Source organism: Marichromatium sp. AB31 (assembly GCF_003718685.1).
GTDB lineage: Bacteria > Pseudomonadota > Gammaproteobacteria > Chromatiales > Chromatiaceae > Marichromatium > Marichromatium gracile.
Genome location: NZ_RHFI01000001.1, coordinates 332098 through 347318 on the forward strand (window position 1 = coordinate 332098; position 15221 = coordinate 347318).

General features: G+C 69.3%; 11 protein-coding genes. 3 read left to right on the plus strand and 8 right to left on the minus strand.

Annotation, left to right across the window (positions count from 1 at the left end):
* Positions 1 to 155: 155 nt before the first annotated feature.
* The 3 genes from EBL84_RS01520 to mnmG form a co-directional block, all read right to left on the minus strand.
* Positions 156 to 3185: a chemotaxis protein CheB gene (locus EBL84_RS01520; RefSeq protein ID WP_223806939.1), complete on the minus strand. Its 3030-nt coding sequence runs from the start codon at positions 3183 to 3185 to the stop codon at positions 156 to 158.
* A 259-nt stretch (positions 3186 to 3444) separates the two neighbouring features.
* The gene (rsmG, locus tag EBL84_RS01525) at positions 3445 to 4107 is read right to left on the minus strand and encodes a 16S rRNA (guanine(527)-N(7))-methyltransferase RsmG (protein WP_123139197.1); all 663 of its coding nucleotides are present in this window, start codon (positions 4105 to 4107) and stop codon (positions 3445 to 3447) included.
* Positions 4104 to 5978 (minus strand): tRNA uridine-5-carboxymethylaminomethyl(34) synthesis enzyme MnmG, encoded by a 1875-nt coding sequence (mnmG, locus tag EBL84_RS01530; protein WP_123139198.1) that lies wholly within the window; start codon positions 5976 to 5978, stop codon positions 4104 to 4106. The genes rsmG and mnmG overlap by 4 nt, the downstream gene beginning before the upstream one ends.
* 77 nt (positions 5979 to 6055) lie before the next feature.
* On the opposite strand from mnmG, the gene EBL84_RS01535 reads away from it, so the two are divergent.
* Genes EBL84_RS01535 through EBL84_RS01545 form a run of 3 tightly spaced genes read left to right on the plus strand, consistent with a single transcriptional unit; the run spans position 6056 to position 9975 of the window.
* A complete protein-coding gene (locus EBL84_RS01535) occupies positions 6056 to 7009 on the plus strand; it encodes a MoxR family ATPase (RefSeq protein WP_123139199.1) in 954 nt (317 codons plus the stop codon).
* Positions 6993 to 7991, plus strand: a complete 999-nt coding sequence (locus EBL84_RS01540; RefSeq protein WP_123139200.1) for a DUF58 domain-containing protein — start codon at positions 6993 to 6995, stop codon at positions 7989 to 7991. The genes EBL84_RS01535 and EBL84_RS01540 overlap by 17 nt, the downstream gene beginning before the upstream one ends.
* Positions 7981 to 9975: a DUF3488 and transglutaminase-like domain-containing protein gene (locus EBL84_RS01545; RefSeq protein WP_123139201.1), complete on the plus strand. Its 1995-nt coding sequence runs from the start codon at positions 7981 to 7983 to the stop codon at positions 9973 to 9975. Before EBL84_RS01540 ends, EBL84_RS01545 begins: the two co-directional genes overlap by 11 nt.
* On the opposite strand, the gene EBL84_RS01550 is transcribed toward EBL84_RS01545, so the two are convergent.
* From EBL84_RS01550 to EBL84_RS01570, 5 genes are read right to left on the minus strand one after another with little or no spacing between them, the layout of a single operon-like run.
* Positions 9972 to 10946 (minus strand): MoxR family ATPase, encoded by a 975-nt coding sequence (locus EBL84_RS01550; RefSeq protein ID WP_123139202.1) that lies wholly within the window; start codon positions 10944 to 10946, stop codon positions 9972 to 9974. The genes EBL84_RS01545 and EBL84_RS01550 overlap by 4 nt on opposite strands.
* On the minus strand, positions 10943 to 12082 hold the full coding sequence (locus EBL84_RS01555) for a DUF4350 domain-containing protein (RefSeq protein WP_123139203.1): 1140 nt from the start codon (positions 12080 to 12082) through the stop codon (positions 10943 to 10945). The genes EBL84_RS01550 and EBL84_RS01555 overlap by 4 nt, the downstream gene beginning before the upstream one ends.
* Positions 12072 to 13496: a DUF4129 domain-containing protein gene (locus EBL84_RS01560; RefSeq protein ID WP_123139204.1), complete on the minus strand. Its 1425-nt coding sequence runs from the start codon at positions 13494 to 13496 to the stop codon at positions 12072 to 12074. The genes EBL84_RS01555 and EBL84_RS01560 overlap by 11 nt, the downstream gene beginning before the upstream one ends.
* Positions 13486 to 14454 carry a stage II sporulation protein M gene (locus EBL84_RS01565; protein WP_123139205.1) on the minus strand — a complete coding sequence of 323 codons (969 nt, stop codon included), beginning with the start codon at positions 14452 to 14454 and terminating at the stop codon, positions 13486 to 13488. Before EBL84_RS01565 ends, EBL84_RS01560 begins: the two co-directional genes overlap by 11 nt.
* Positions 14451 to 15182: an RDD family protein gene (locus tag EBL84_RS01570; protein WP_123139206.1), complete on the minus strand. Its 732-nt coding sequence runs from the start codon at positions 15180 to 15182 to the stop codon at positions 14451 to 14453. Before EBL84_RS01570 ends, EBL84_RS01565 begins: the two co-directional genes overlap by 4 nt.
* Between the last annotated feature and the right edge of the window lie 39 nt (positions 15183 to 15221).

Consider the following 15221-nt stretch of genomic DNA (forward strand, 5'->3'; position numbering starts at 1 on the left):
ATCCTCTTTTATCTACGTGTTTGATGCTTAGAAATATAAGATTGTGCTTGATGGTGCGGTGAGTTGGCGCCAGGTCTTGATGGAGACGGGCCTGACTTCTGCCCTCAGCACACGACCAAGAGAGCTGTCGTCGCTGCGTTCGGACTCTTTCCTGTCTATGGCGATTTGGGCGTGTCCACTCGGGGCGAGGTGTCCTTGATGGTGATCAAGACGTTGTCGTGATCGGCGTCTGGATGGACGATCCGTCTAGCGTTGAGGCTGAGAGAGCACGACCCGGTTGCCGCCGACTCATAACCAATCACATGGTCTTCTAGTGCCTTTCCTTTAGCGATAGTCTCCAAGAGTTGCCGACGCAATTCAGGATCGTTCCAGCGGTGCTCGTCAAGGTCGCTTAGTGGTTGATCGATGATCTCGGACTGGGGCAGTTGGAAGAATTGCTGAAACGCATGATTGGCCGAGATCACGTGAAGGTCTCCGCTCAATACCAGTAATGGTTCGCGCACGGCGTCTACGATCCCTTCGGCAAAGGCGCGTGCCTCCTTCAGACTCTCCTCCATTTTTCTGCGTGCGGAGATGTCCATGAAGGTGATAACTGCCCCCTCGATGACATTGTTAAGAGTGCGATATGGACCGATCCTTAGGACATACCAGTCTCCCTGCCTGGTGCGGACCTCTTTTTCCGCAGGCTGCAGGGTATTGAGGACCTGTGCTAAATCCTCTGTCAAATCATCGTAGTTTGTCAGATTGGAGACAATATCCCCCACCGGTCGCCCAACATCGGACTGGATCAGGTTGATCAGCCTGGTTGTTGCCGGTGTGAAGCGGGTGATCCTGAGCTGATGATCGACGAACAGGGTGGCAACACCCGTGCCGGCGAGCAGATTGTTCATGTCGTTGTTGACCCGGGACAGGTCGGCCACCTTGGCTTGAAGCTCCGTGTTGACCGTTGCCAGTTCCTCGTTGACCGATTGCAGCTCTTCTTTTGACGTCTCCAGTTCCTCATTGGTCGATTGCAACTCCTCGTTGACCGACTGCATCTCTTCGTTGGTCGACTTCAATTCCTCGTTTGATGTCTCCATCTCCTCCAGCGTGGTCTGGAGGTATTCCTCCTTGGTCCGCAACTCTTGCTCCAACTCGGCGATTCGCGAATCGGATTCTCCTGTTTTCGACCTTTTTTCAATGTTTTGGCCGGGTCCGTCCTCGACGGAGCCTGTGATCTCCAGGATCGCAAGATACAACGGTTCTGTATCAACGTGGCCTGTCCGTTGCTCGGGATGCACGCTCAGATCGGCCAGGGTGAAGTCGCCGTTTGTCTTGACTCTCAGTCCCTTCAACCGTACTGAATCCCCGGTCGTGACGACGCGCTGTAGGGCGTTCCTCATGGCATGACATAACCCTTCTCGAGCCATGCTGAAGACATTCATTGTTGGATCCCCCGGTGCCGGCTCGAGGAATTGCCCTGTGCGACCGTAGATATAGCGGATGTCGCCGCGCCCGGTGACCAACAGGGCCGTTGGGTCATAGTGACGAAGCAGCGCCTGCTCGGTTCGTTTCCGTAGATCGGACTTGCCTTTGCTGCGTGACATGCTTTCAGGATCGGAGGAGGGTGTATGGGGGCTGGAGATGGAAAGCATGTGCCTCTGAGGCAACAGGGGCGTCAGGGTAACGTCTTGCTGTTCCTTGGTGGCGAAGAGCTTCCATTTGCGGTCGACCGGCGTGAACAGTGGATGAGCGTCACCGATGGTTTCAGAATTTCCCAGGAACAGGAAGCCGCTGCTTTTCAGTGCATAGTGAAAGAGAGGTATCAGGCGTCGCTGTAGATCTCCGTTTAGATAAATCAGCAGGTTTCTGCAGCTGATCAGGTCAAGCCTGGAGAAGGGGGGGTCCTTGATCAGATCCTGCTCGGAGAATACCAGTAGATCGCGGATTTCCTTGTTGATGCGGTAGCAGCCTTGCTCTTGGCTCATGACAAAGAAGCGTGCTAGCCGTTCGGGAGAGATATCGGTCGCAATATTAGCGGGGTAGATACCGGAACGTGCCCGCTCGATCGCATTGGCGTCGATGTCGGTGGCGAAGATCTGGAGCCGATAGTCTTGCTTCAGGGTCTCCAGATGCTCCTTGAGCAGGATTGCGATGGAGTAGGCCTCTTCGCCGGTGGAACAGCCGCAGATCCATACCCTGACTGGTGACCCGGCCGGTTTCTCATGGAACAGCCGAGGGATAACCTCGCGCTCTAAGATGGCGAAAGCCTCGGGGTCACGGAAGAAGCTGGTGACCCCGATCAGCAGGTCATGGAATAGCGCATCGATCTCCAGCGGATTGTGTTGGAGATATCGTACGTAATCGCGTTGTTGCTCGATCTGGTGTAACGCCATGCGCCGTTCGATGCGCCGTATTAGCGTACTCTGCTTGTATTGCGAGAAATCGTGGCTGCTCTTGTCTCGCAGCAGCAGGCAGATCTTCGTCAGCGTATCCACGCTTTTGGATGAAGGCTCAGAGGTATGCGCTTCCCTGCCGAAGGCATGGGTCACATAGGCCATGAGCTGTGCCGGCATTTCCGCGGGTGGGAGCACGAAATCGACCAATCCGGTGGCGATGGCACTACGTGGCATGCCGTCGTAAGCGGCGGTCTTGGGCGCCTGGGCCATGACCATCCCGCCCTCGCCCTTGATCGCTCTGGCACCGAGCGTGCCGTCACTGCCGGTGCCAGAGAGCACCACACACAAAGCCCGCTCGTGTTGATCCTGCGCCAGTGAGCGGAAGAAGAAGTCGATCGGTAGTCGCTGTCCGCGTGGCGCCGCTGGCTCCAGTAAATGGAGGAGGCCATTGAACAGAGCCATGTCGACATTGGGTGGGATGATGTAGACGCAATCGGGCTTGATGCGCAAGCCGTCAACGATTTCATGCACCTGCATGCAGGTGTGGCGCTTGATTAGTTCGGCGAGGATGCTCTTGTGGTTGGGGTCCAGGTGCTGAACGAGTACGAAGGCCATACCGGTCTGTGTGTCCGGTGGAATGGCGGAGAAAAATGCCTCGAATGCCGCCAGTCCCCCAGCCGATGCGCCGATGCCGACGACCGGAAAGCTCAACTCCGCGGGCGATGCGGACTGTTCCGCCTCGGGTTGTGGTGACTGGGCGGCTGGATCGTCCGCCGTCTGGGGTGCTCCTGCGGGGGGTATGTTCATCATCGATCCTTGGTGGCCGATTGGGCGGAGTACTCGATCGAAGGGATCGGTCGCGTTATGTCGATCGGCGTTCCTTGGTGACGAGACGCGGAGCATGCTGCGACGTGTCGTCTGATCTCAGATCAGCATGGCACATGTCGTCGCATCTCGCGTTGCGGCTTGTGGCGGCGCGGGCGAATGATGGTGGGTTGATCGTCGAGCGTCGTTGCCTGTTTGTGCGGTGTCTGCGGCGGGTCGCCGTCTTGGCTGGGACGCTCAATTAATCGTTACGGATCTCGACCAAGTGACGCGGTTCATCGAGGAAGGGGACGCGCAAGACATGCACGTGGCTGTCTCCGGTCGCGTGCGTGGCCGGGAGTGGGGCCTCTTCGGGGTGGCGTCCGCGCATCAGCAGCATCCGTCCGGGTTGTTCGAGCAGGCATCTCTCCGTGGCGAGCAGTACGTCTGCAGCCGTCACCGCGCGGCTCACGATCGTTTTGAAGCCGTGGCCGGGCCGATAGTCGTCGCTGCGGGCCTGAACCGGTTCGACGTTGGTGAGTCCGAGCTCGAGCACCGCCTGACGCACGAAGCGCACCTTCTTGCCGTTGCTGTCGAGCAGCCAGAAACGGCGCCTGGGCTCCATGATCGCCAGTGGTATCCCCGGTAGACCAGCTCCGGTGCCGATGTCGAGCAGGGTGTCGCCGAACAGGAAGGGGTGGATTGCCAGGCTGTCGAGCAGGTGACGCACCACCATCTCGTCGGGGTCGCGCACCGCGGTGAGGTTGTAGGCGCGGTTCCAGCGCAGCAGCAGCTGCAGATAGTCGATCAGTTGCTGGTGCTGGGCCGCCGTCGGCCCGATCCCCAGCGCCGCGCAGCCGGCCTGCAGCCGCTCGCCGAGATGGGTGCGCTGGTCCGGGGTGAGTTCGGTGGTCGCGGTGTTCATGCCGGGTGTCGCTTGAGGTGGATCAGCAGCAGCGACACCGCCGCCGGGGTCACCCCGGGGATGCGCGCGGCCTGGCCGACGGTGGTGGGGCGGGTGCGGCAGAGCTTCTCGCGCACCTCGGCGGAGAGACCGCGCACCGCGGCGAAGTCGAAGGTCTCGGGCAAGGGCTTGTCCTCCTGGGCGCGCTGACGGGCGATCTCGTCGCGCTGGCGAGCGATGTAGCCGGCATAGCGGGTCTGGATCTCGACCTGCTCGGCGACCTCGGGAGCGACCGGGTGATCCGCGGTATCGATCAGGACGTTGACCCCGGCGTGATCGACGCCGGGACGGGCGAGCAGGTCGAGCGCGCGCGCCTCGCGCCGCAGCGGCTCGCCGAGCACCGCCTGCATGGCCGCCGGGTCGGCCCGGTCGGGACGGACGATGGCCGCGGCGAGGCGCTCGCGTTCGCGCTCGATCGCCTCGCGCTTGGCCTCGAAGCGCGCCCAGCGTTCGTCGTCGACCAACCCGAGCGCGCGCCCGGTCTCGGTCAGGCGCAGATCGGCGTTGTCCTCGCGCAGCATCAGCCGGTACTCGGCGCGGCTGGTGAACATGCGATAGGGCTCGTTGGTGCCGCGGGTGACCAGATCATCGACCATCACCCCGATGTAGGCCTCGTCGCGACGCGGCACCCAGGGCGACTCTTCGCGCAGCCGGCGCACCGCGTTGATGCCGGCGAGCAGCCCCTGGGCGGCGGCCTCCTCGTAGCCGGTGGTGCCGTTGATCTGACCGGCGAGGAACAGCCCCTGGAGCTGGCGCGTCTCCAGCCCCGGGGCGAGGTCGCGCGGATCGAAGAAGTCGTACTCGATGGCATAGCCGGGGCGGGTGATGTGGGCCTGCTCCAGCCCCGGGATCGAGCGCACCAGCGCCTCCTGCACGTCGTAGGGCAGGCTGGTGGAGATGCCGTTGGGATAGACCTCGTGGGTGTCGAGCCCCTCGGGCTCGAGAAACACCTGGTGCGAGTCCTTGTCGGCGAAGCGCACGATCTTGTCCTCGATCGAGGGACAGTAGCGCGGGCCGATGCTGTCGATCACCCCGGTGTAGAGCGGCGAGCGCGACAGCCCGGCGCGGATGATCTCGTGAGTGCGGTCATTGGTGTGGGCGATGTGACAGCTCACCTGCGGCGGGTGTTCGGCGGCGCTGCCGAGGAAGGAGAACACCGGCACCGGGTCGTCGCCGGGCTGCTCGGCGAGCCGCGCGTAGTCGATGCTGCGCGCGTCGATGCGCGGCGGGGTGCCGGTCTTGAGCCGCTCGATTCGCGGCATCAGTTCACGCAGTCGCGCGGCCAGGGCGTTGGACGGTGGATCCCCGGCGCGCCCGCCCTCATAGTTGCTGAGACCGATATGGATGCGCCCGCCGAGGAAGGTGCCGACGGTGAGCACCACCGCCCGGGCGCGAAAGCGCAGCCCCATCTGGGTGCTGACCCCGGCCACCCGCTCGCCCTCGACGATGAGGTCGTCGACGGTCTGCTGGAACACCCGCAGTCCGGGCTGGGACTCGAGCGCCGCGCGCACCACGGTGCGATAGCGGATGCGGTCGGCCTGGGCGCGGGTGGCGCGCACTGCCGGACCCTTGCTGGCGTTGAGGGTGCGGAACTGGATCCCGGCGCGGTCGGTGGCGCGTGCCATCAGCCCGCCGAGGGCATCGATCTCGCGCACCAGATGGCCCTTGCCGATACCGCCGATGGCGGGGTTGCAGCTCATGTTGCCGAGGGTGTCGATGTTCTGCGTCAGCAGCAGGGTGCGTGCACCCGCGCGCGCCGCCGCGAGCGCCGCCTCGGTGCCCGCGTGACCGCCTCCAACCACGATGACGTCGTACTGATCGCTCGCAAACATGTCAGGGAACCCGATCCGATGAAGCCCTTCAGTTTAACCCATATCCACGCGCGCGCGGCGGCGCCGGGAGCCTCGCCATGAACCGACCCGAACCCCGCCCCGTCCCCGCGTCGCCGGTCGATCGCTGCGGCGCGGTGCTCGAGGCCGCCGCCGCGGTGATCCTCGGCAAGGAGCACGAGTTGCGCCTGGCGCTGACCTGCCTGCTCGCCCGCGGCCATCTGCTGATCGAGGACCTGCCCGGTGTCGGCAAGACCACGCTCGCGCACCTGTTGGCGCGACTGCTCGGGCTGGACTACGCGCGCATCCAGTTCACCAGCGACCTGCTCCCGGCCGACGTCATCGGGGTGGCGGTCTATGACCGCGCCAGCGAGTCCTTCCGCTTCCACCCGGGTCCGGTGTTCTCCCAGCTGGTGCTCGCCGACGAGATCAACCGCGCCACCCCCAAGGCGCAGAGCGCGCTGCTCGAGGCGATGGAGGAGCGTCAGGTCACCGTCGAGGGCGAGACCCGCGCGCTGCCCGAGCCCTTCTTCGTCATCGCCACCCAGAACCCGCTCCACCAGATCGGCACCTTCCCGTTGCCCGAGTCGCAGCTCGACCGCTTCCTGATGCGTATCGAGCTCGGCTATCCGGCCGCGCACCAGGAGAAGCGGCTGCTCGCCGGCGAGGACCGTCGCGCGCTGGTGGCGCGCCAGGCGCCGGTGCTCGTCCCCGCCGAGCTCGCCGCCCTGCAGGAGCTGGTGGTGGCGGTGCATGCCGCCCCGGCGGTGATCGACTACGTCCACGACCTCCTCGCCTTCACCCGCGCCTCGGGGCGCTTCGCCTACGGGCTCTCGCCGCGCGCCGGGCTGGGGCTGGTGCGTGCGGCCAAGGCCTGGGCGCTGCTCGGCGGGCGCGACTATGTGCTCCCCGAGGACGTGCAGGCGGTGTTGCCGGCCTGTTGCGCCCATCGTCTGGTCGGCAGTGGCGAGGGCGCTGTGCTCGACGCCTCCCGGGTCGACGCCGAGATCCTCGCCCATGTCCCGGTCCCCTGAACGCGTGCGCTGGCGCGGCTGGCTCGCCGCGCGCTTCGACGCCATGCTGCGCCGCGCCCGCAGCGATCCCGACGGCGTGGTGCGCATCGGCGCGCGCCAGATCTATATCCTGCCCACCCGCTTCGGGCTGGTGTTCGGCGCCGTGCTGCTGGTGATGCTGCTCGGCTCGCTCAACTACCAGAACAACCTCGGGCTGCTGTTCACCTTCTTCCTCGCCGCGGTGGCGCTGCTGGCGATGCACCACGCCTGGTTCAATCTGCTCGGGCTGGAGCTGCAGGCGCGCCCCGGGGCGGCGGTGTTCGCCGGCGAGTCGGCGCGCTTCACCCTCAGCGTGCGCGGGCGCGGTCGTCGCACGCGTGCCGACCTGCGTCTGAGTGGTGCCGAGGATGCCGCCGCGCCGCTCGCCGTCCCCGCCGGTGAGCAGAGCGGCTGCGCTCTGGTCGTCACCACCAGGCGCCGTGGCTGGCAGCCGCTCGGCGAGGTGCGGGTCGAGACCTGCCACCCGCTGGGGCTGTTCCGCGCCTGGTGTCACACCCTGCCGCGTGCCGCATCGCTGGTCTATCCGGCGCCGGCGTCCCTCGCGCCGCCGCCGCCCGGCGCCGGTGCCGGCGCGCGTGCCTTGCCCCGGGGGGCGGGGGCCGGGCTCGAGGACTATGCCGGCGCGCGCGACTATCGTCACGGCGACTCGCCACGCCATCTCGACTGGAAGGCCTATGCCCGCGAACGCGGTCTGTTGACCAAGCAGTTCGAGGGTGAACAGGGGCATGAGCTGTGGATCGACTGGGCGGCGCTCGCCACCGTCGATCCCGAGACGCGGCTCGCCGAGCTCGCCCGTCAGTTGCTCGATGCCGCGGCCGCCGGGGCGCGTTTCGGACTGCGCCTGCCCGGGGTGGAGGAGCCGCTGGCCGCCGGCGAGGCGCAGCTGCAGCGCTGTCTCACCCGTCTCGCGCTGTTCGGCCTGGAGGGCGGCGATGGCCACTGAGCGCGCACACTGGCCCGAGCCCGTCCCGGACCGTCTCCAGCGGCTGTGGTTGACCCTGCTGGTGATCGCCGGCGCCCTGCCGTTGCTGCCCCGGCTCGACTGGCGCATCGGCGCCTTCGCCAGCGCGCTGTTCGCGCTGCGTCTGCTCGCGCTGCGCTGGCACGGGGTGCAGCCCGGGCGCTGGCTGCTGGTGCTGCTCACCCTCGTCGGCATCGCCAACTGTCTCCATGTCTACGGCAGTCTCAGCGGGCGTCAGGGCGGGGCGGCGCTGTTTCTCACCATGCTCGCGCTCAAGCTGCTGGAGCTGCACGCGCGGCGTGACCTGCAGATCGCGGCCATCCTGCTCGGCTTCCTGGTGGTGGTGCAGTTTCTCTTCGACCAGTCGCTCGGCCTCGCGCTCTATCTGGCGCTGGTGGTCGGGGCCATGCTCACGCTGCTGGCCGACGTCAACGCTACGACAGGGGGCGGGCGGCTGCGCCCGGCGCTGACCACGACCACGCGGCTGGCGCTGCAGGCGCTGCCGCTGACCCTGGTGCTCTTTCTGCTCTTCCCGCGCCTGAGCGCGCCGCTGTGGGACCTCGGGCTCGATGCCGAGCAGGCCCGCACCGGCTTCTCCGACACCATGGAGCCGGGTGCGGTCAGCGAGCTGGTGGTCAATGGCGAGCTGGCCTTCCGGGTGCGCTTCGATGCCACCCCGCCGCCGCCCGATCAACGCTACTGGCGCGGTCTGGTGTTGTGGCAGACCGATGGGCGGCGCTGGACGGTGGGCGAGCCGCCGCGCACCGGACCGGCCTCGCTGGCGCTCGCCGCCGCGGCCGATCGGCTCGACTACGAGGTGGTGCTGGAGCCGACCGACCGGCGCTGGCTGTTCGCGCTCGACCTGCCGGTCGCGGCCGAGGGGGTGGTGCTCGCGCCCGATCATCTGTTGCGTGCCAGCCGCGCGGTGGAGAGTGCGCTGCGCTATCGGGTGCGCTCGGCGCTCGACGCTCGCACGCCCGCGCCGAGCGCGGCGCTGCGTGACTATGCCCTGCGCCTGCCGGCCGGCACCATCACCCCGCGGATGCGCGCCCTGGTGGCGAGCTGGCGTGGCGAGGGCGCGGACGACCAGACGGTGGTGAGACGCGCGCTCGCCCACTTCAACCGCGAGGCCTTCCACTACACCCTGCTGCCGCCGCCGCTCGGGCCGAATCCGGTCGATGCCTTCCTGTTCGAGACCCGGCGCGGCTTTTGCGAGCACTATGCCAGCAGTTTCGCGACGCTGATGCGGCTGGCCGGGATCCCGTCGCGGGTGGTGCTCGGCTATCTCGGCAGCGAGCCCAACGCCATCGGTGGCTATCACATGGTGTGGCAGTCCGATGCCCATGCCTGGGTCGAGGTGCTGCTGCCCGGGCGCGGCTGGGTGCGGGTCGATCCCACCGCGGCGGTGGACCCCTCGCGGATCGACAACCAGAGCGCCTCGCGACTGCTCGGCGCCGGCAACCCGGTGCGCTTCGAGCTGGCCCAGGATGCGTGGCTCGCCCGGCTGGCGCGCGGTGCACGCCAGTTCGCCGACAGTATCGATGCGGCCTGGCAGCAGTGGGTGCTCGACTTCTCGGCCGAGGACCAGCTCGGCCTGCTGCAGCGGCTCGGGCTCGGTGGGCTGGGTGAGTACGGGCTGGCGGTGCTGATGGTCGTGACCTTCTCGCTGACCCTGGGCGCGGTGCTGCTGGGGCTGGTACGCGCGCCGCGCGAGCCCGATCCGCTGGTCGCGCGTCATGCCCGTTTCTGTCGCCGGCTGGCGCGTATCGGGCTGGCGCCGCACCCCGGCGAGGGCCCGCAGGACCATGGCCGACGGGTGATCGCCGCGCGTCCCGACCTCGCCGCCTCGGTCTCGCGCTTCCTCGCGCTCTATCTGCCGGCGCGCTTCGGTCCTGCGCCCGACCCCCGGACCGTGGCGCGGCTCGATGCCCTGTTGCGCGGCTTCCGTCCGCGCCGTCGTCGCTAGTCGCGCGGTGCGGGGACGCGTTCGACCAGCTCGCCGAGCAGGGCGTCGGCGCTCACCCCCTCGATCTCCAGCTCGGCGCCGAGCCGCAGCCGGTGGCGCAGTACCGCCGGGAGCATGCAGCGCACGTCGTCCGGGGTGGTGAAGTCGCGCCCCTCGATGAGTGCGTGCGCCCGCGCCGCGCGCACCAGCGCGATGCTGGCACGCGGCCCGGGACCGCTGTCGACCCCCGGCCAGTCGCGCGCGGCGCGCACCAGCGCCACCGCGTAGTCGAGCACGCGCTCATCGAGTCGAAGCGTGGTGGCGCTCAGCTGCAGGCGTTGCAGGGTCTCGGTATCGAGCAGCGGACGCACCGCCGAGGTGTCGAGCCGGTCGCCGATGCGCCCGCTGGTGGCGGCGCGCACCGCCGCGCGCTCGGCCTCGGCGCTCGGCGGCGCCACCGCGATCTTCAGCAGGAAGCGATCGAGCTGGGCCTGGGGCAGCGGGTAGGTGCCTTCCTGCTCGATCGGGTTCTGGGTGGCGAAGACCAGAAAGGGTGGTTCCAGCGCCAGCGCCTGGCCCTCGATGGTCACCTGTCCCTCCTGCATCGCCTCGAGCATCGCCGCCTGGGTCTTGGCCGGGGCGCGGTTGATCTCGTCGGCGAGCAGCAGGTTGCAGAAGATCGGTCCGCGGCGGATGCGGAAGGCCTCGCGCTTGAGGTCGAACACCGCGTGCCCGGTGACGTCGCTCGGCATCAGGTCGGGGGTGAACTGGATACGCGCGTAGCGCCCCTGTACCGCGGCGGCGAGCGCGCGCACCAGCAGCGTCTTGCCCACCCCGGGCACGCCCTCGAGCAGCGCGTGCCCGGCGGCGACCAGCGCCACCAGCAGCTCGCGGATGGCCTGGCGCTGGCCGCTGACGGCCTGGCCGATGTCCTGTTCGAGCCGGTCGAGCTGGATGACCGCCTCGGTCAGCGGCAGTGGGGTCTGGGTCATGGATCGGTGCTCTCGCGGTTGCCTCCGGGCGATCGGGCCTGCTGCTCCAGTCGCGCCAGGGTGTGGGTGAGGGTGATGAGCGCGCGGGCGCTGCGGGGTGTCTCCTCGAGCGCCTGGGCGAGTCGCGCGCGCGACTCGCCGCTGGCCGCGGCGAGTCGGGTCAGCCGCTGTTGGCGGGGTGCGCGCGCGAGTCCCGGCAGGCGCCTCGCCCACAGCCGCAGCACCCGGGCACGGCTGGCTGCGAGCAGCGCGCGGATCCGCCGATGGCGCCACAGAAAGCGCGCCCCGGCCTCGAGATGGACGAGCCGGTCGCGCGCCGGTGGCGGAGCCGGGGCGAGCGTCGGACCGAGCCGCGCGCCGAGCGACCACAGCCACACCGCCAGGGTGAGCGCTGCGGCGATCAGTGCCAGCGGCGCTTGCGCCCACAGCCGCGCGAGCAGCCCCGGCGGGGTCTCGGCATACAGCAGCCATACCGTGCCGCCGGGTGCGGGGGCGACCAGACGGGCGCCGAACAGGGCGTGGTCGCGCTCGCCGATGCGCTGGCGTGTGAGGATGTCGAGGTCGGCGAGCACGCTCAGCCGGCCGGCGCCGATCTCCCGATGCGTCAGCGGTTGTCCGCACCGCTGTTTGTCGCCATGGCTGACGCACAGGGTCCGCCCGGGGTCGAGAGCGACCTCGAGTGGCGGCGCCCCGGGCGTCGGGCGCAGCCGGACCGGCGTCGGTGGGCCCGACTCGGTCCAGCTCTCGGGGTGGATCCCGAAGGTCTCGAGCAGCGCGTGGCGCGGCCCCGTCCCCGGCGTGGTCACCAGCCGTCCGCCGGCGGCGATCCAGTCGCGTAGCCGGTCGCGTTGGCGTGGCGACAGCGGGCCGGGTGCGCGCACCACCAGGGTGTCGCCGGGGGGCGGTGGGGCGGCGAGCAGGCCATGATCGGGGCGACTCTCGACGGCGATGCCGAGCCCGATGAGGAAGCGCTCGAAGGCGAGCAGCGGGTTGGCTCGAGCCGCTGCCGAGGGACCGACCGGTACCTGTTCGACCCGGCGCTCGAAGTGGGTCAGGAACCAGCTCGCCAGCACTGCCACGAGGACCAGCCCGGTGCCGCCGAGGGTGAGCGCGAGCAGGCGCTGTTCAGTGCGCATCGGTCCGTCCCTGCCAGCGCCGCCAGTGGCTCAGCAGTCGCTCGACGTGCGCCGCGCTCGGGTCCCGATCGCCGTAGGCCGCGTGCTGGCGCGCCGCGGCGATCGCGGCGAAGGGGACCCCGACCCGGTGTGGCAGCCGGGCGCTCGCCCGCTGCACGCAGCTCCCCTCGGTGGCCCCCGGGGGGAGCGAGAGACCGAGCCGGTCGAGTCTCTCCAGGCTGGCGCGATAGAGCGCGCCGATGGCCGCGCCCGGGTCGTCGGCAGCGAGCAGGCGACGGATCTCGGTCTCGTGATCGATGGGCGATGCGCTGTGCGGCTCGGGCGCGGCCTCGTGCTCCGTCCTGGCCGATCTGGGCAGGCGTGGTGAGCGTTCGCGCCACAGTGCGCGGATGAGTATCAGCAGGGCGATCGCACCGAGCGTCACCAGTCCCCATTGGATGGTGCCGGCGAGCCAGGGGGGCGGGGTCGCCGACCAGGTTGCCTCGGCGTCCTCGGTGCTGCGCTGTGCGGGGTCGGCCACCGGCAGCCACAGCTCGACCTCGCGGGTGGCGCCGAAGTCGGGCGAGTCGAGCACCTCGGCGATGCGGGCGCGGGCCGCCTCGGGGGCCGGCCAGGTCTCGGCCTCGGCCGGTGGCGGCGCGAGCAGCAGCGGCGCGAGCAGCGCCAGCGCCGGGAGCACGGCGGCCGGTGGCGGCGGGGCGCGGCGGAAGGCGAGCTCGATGTCCCAGCCCTCGAGTTCGGTGCGGCGGCTGAGATAGAGCGCGAACCCGGCGCAGACGTAGAAGGGCGCGATCAACGAGCAGGCGAGCAGATAGCAGGCGCTGCTGATCCAGTAGGCCGGCGCGGCGCTGTCCTCGAGTGCGGCGATCAGGTCGATCCCTGGCAGCCCCTCGGGGATCAGCAGATAGAGCCCGAGCAGCATCCCGCCCCAGAGGATCGCCTCGAGGTGATAGCAGACCAGGGTCAGCCATCCGCTGGCGCTGCCCCCGGCGAGGGTGCGCAGCCGCGCGCGTCGCGCCCGTTGCGGCAGCCCTTCGAGCAGCAGCAGCGGGAGCACGAGCGCGCGTCTCGGGCTCAGTCGGCGCCACAACAGCAGCGGCAACAGGCGCGGGCGCAGTCCGGCGCCGAGCATCCCCGGGAGGGCGCCGCGTCGCGGGCGCTCGTCGAACAGCGCGCGGCTCGCCCACAACAGCAGCGGGGCCTCGTAGAGCGGCTTGCACCACCACAGCGCCAGCAGCCAGAGGTCGCTGTGGAGCCAGGCCAGCGCCAGCACGATCAGGGTCAGCGGTAGCGCGGTGCACCACCACAGCGCCCAGAGCGCCGGGAACCAGGCGCGGGCGAGGGCGAAGCCGAGATCGATCGCCTGCCAGGCGGGGCAGGGGCGCAGCTGGGCGGTGAGTCGCTCAAGACGCATCGTCGCCACGTCCGGCCAGGGCGATGTAGAGCGCGAGGAGGGTCCAGCCGGCGGCGCCGACGGCGTATTTCACCGCCACCGGCGCCGCGCCGGCCGACCAGAAGGCCTCGATCAGCGCCGCGCCAACGAGCATCAGCGCCGCGCCCGCCACCAGCACCAGGGCATCGCGGGCATTGACGCGCAGCGCCGCGAGCCGCGGCAGCCGTCCCGGGGCGAACAGCGCCTTGCCGAGCAGCAGTCCGGCGCCGCCGCAGATGGCGATCGCGCTCAGTTCGAAGGGGGCGTGACCGCTGACGAAGGGCCAGAAGGTGATGCCGTGACCGATGGCGCTGAGGTGACCGGCGGCGGCGCCGATGAACAGTCCGTTGAACACCAGGATGACCACGCTGCCGATGCCGAACAGCACCCCGGCGGCGAAGCTGCGAAAGCCGATGCCGACGTTGTTGCGGACATAGAAGCCGAACATCGCCAGATCGCTGTCGGCCGGGCGCACCTGGCCGGGATGATCCCGGGCCGGGTCGTAGAGCGCCTCGAGTTCGGCGAGCTGCTCGGCGTCGACCAGCGTCAGGATCAGCCCGGGGTCGTGATAGGCGCCGAGCGCCATCGCCGCCATCGGTACGAACAGCAGCGCGGCGGCGAGCCACAGCGGCGCGGCGTGACGGCGCAGCGCGCGCGGGAAATCGCGTGCCATCAGCTGCAGTGCGCGGGCGCCGAGGCGCAGCGTGGGGCGGTGGAGCTGGGCGTGACCGCGCCGCACCAGCTGCTCGAGTTCGGCGATCAACCCGGGGGTATAGCCGCGGGTTCGGGCCAGCGCATAGTGCGCGCACACTCGGCGATGCAGGCCGGGGAACTCGGCGAGCTCGGCGCCGCGGCGCCGGCGCTGCTCGAGCTGCTCGAGCAGCGTGCGATAGCGCGCCCAGTCGGCGGCGTGCTGGTGCTCGAAGCGCTGTTGTCTCATGCCGCACGTCCGTCGGGCGCGCCGCGGTCGAGCCAGGTCGCCCAAGCGGTGATCAGTGCGGGCGCGGCACCGCCGCGCACCCCGCGCGGGGCGGTCAGGACCTCGGCGAGTTCGATGCGCCGTGCATCGGCGAGTGCGGGCGCGCGCTCGGCGAAGGCGAGGATCGCCGCCCGGGTGGCGGCGTCGAACTCGGGCGGCGGTCGCCGGCCGGTGGTCGATGCCGGGCCCCGGCGTGGCGCCGGGCGGTCGTCGTGCACCACCAGGGTGGCGGCGGCGAGGTCGCCGATGCGGCGGAAGTCAGGGTCGGCGAGGCTCACCACCAGCCCCAGGGCATAGCCGGCGGGGAGGAAGTCGACCGTCCGCAGCAGGTTGCGCAGGGTCGAGGCGGGGAGCCCGACCGGGGTGGCGTCCTCGTGCACCACGCGCAGCCCGAGTGCCCGCTTGCCGGGGGTGGCGCCGCGCCAGACCTCGAACACCACCGGATAGAACCACTCGATGGCGAACACCGCGAGCAGCGCCAACCCGACCCCGAGGTCGGCGAGTGCGAGCAGCGGGAGCAGCAGCAGATAGAGCCCGAGACGGATCAGCAGGTCGAGCGCCAGGGCGAGCGCACGCGGTACCGCTCCGGCGACACGCAGCCCGAGGTCGATGCCCTCGGGGGTCTCGCGCAGGCGCAGGGTGTCGAGCGGCGGTGGTGGCGTGGCAATGTCCCGGCGTGGCGCATCCATGGCACAAAGATGCGGGATTCGCCCGGCGCGGGCAAGCCG

Coding starts and splice junctions, on each gene's coding strand:
- rsmG (WP_123139197.1), bottom strand. CDS start 4,107: ATGAACACCGCGACCACCGAACTCACCCCGGACCAGCGCACCCATCTC.
- EBL84_RS01520 (WP_223806939.1), bottom strand. CDS start 3,185: ATGAACATACCCCCCGCAGGAGCACCCCAGACGGCGGACGATCCAGCC.
- EBL84_RS01565 (WP_123139205.1), bottom strand. CDS start 14,454: ATGAGACAACAGCGCTTCGAGCACCAGCACGCCGCCGACTGGGCGCGC.
- EBL84_RS01555 (WP_123139203.1), bottom strand. CDS start 12,082: ATGCGCACTGAACAGCGCCTGCTCGCGCTCACCCTCGGCGGCACCGGG.
- EBL84_RS01550 (WP_123139202.1), bottom strand. CDS start 10,946: ATGACCCAGACCCCACTGCCGCTGACCGAGGCGGTCATCCAGCTCGAC.
- EBL84_RS01560 (WP_123139204.1), bottom strand. CDS start 13,496: ATGCGTCTTGAGCGACTCACCGCCCAGCTGCGCCCCTGCCCCGCCTGG.
- EBL84_RS01535 (WP_123139199.1), top strand. CDS start 6,056: ATGAACCGACCCGAACCCCGCCCCGTCCCCGCGTCGCCGGTCGATCGC.
- EBL84_RS01540 (WP_123139200.1), top strand. CDS start 6,993: ATGTCCCGGTCCCCTGAACGCGTGCGCTGGCGCGGCTGGCTCGCCGCG.
- EBL84_RS01570 (WP_123139206.1), bottom strand. CDS start 15,182: ATGGATGCGCCACGCCGGGACATTGCCACGCCACCACCGCCGCTCGAC.
- EBL84_RS01545 (WP_123139201.1), top strand. CDS start 7,981: ATGGCCACTGAGCGCGCACACTGGCCCGAGCCCGTCCCGGACCGTCTC.
- mnmG (WP_123139198.1), bottom strand. CDS start 5,978: ATGTTTGCGAGCGATCAGTACGACGTCATCGTGGTTGGAGGCGGTCAC.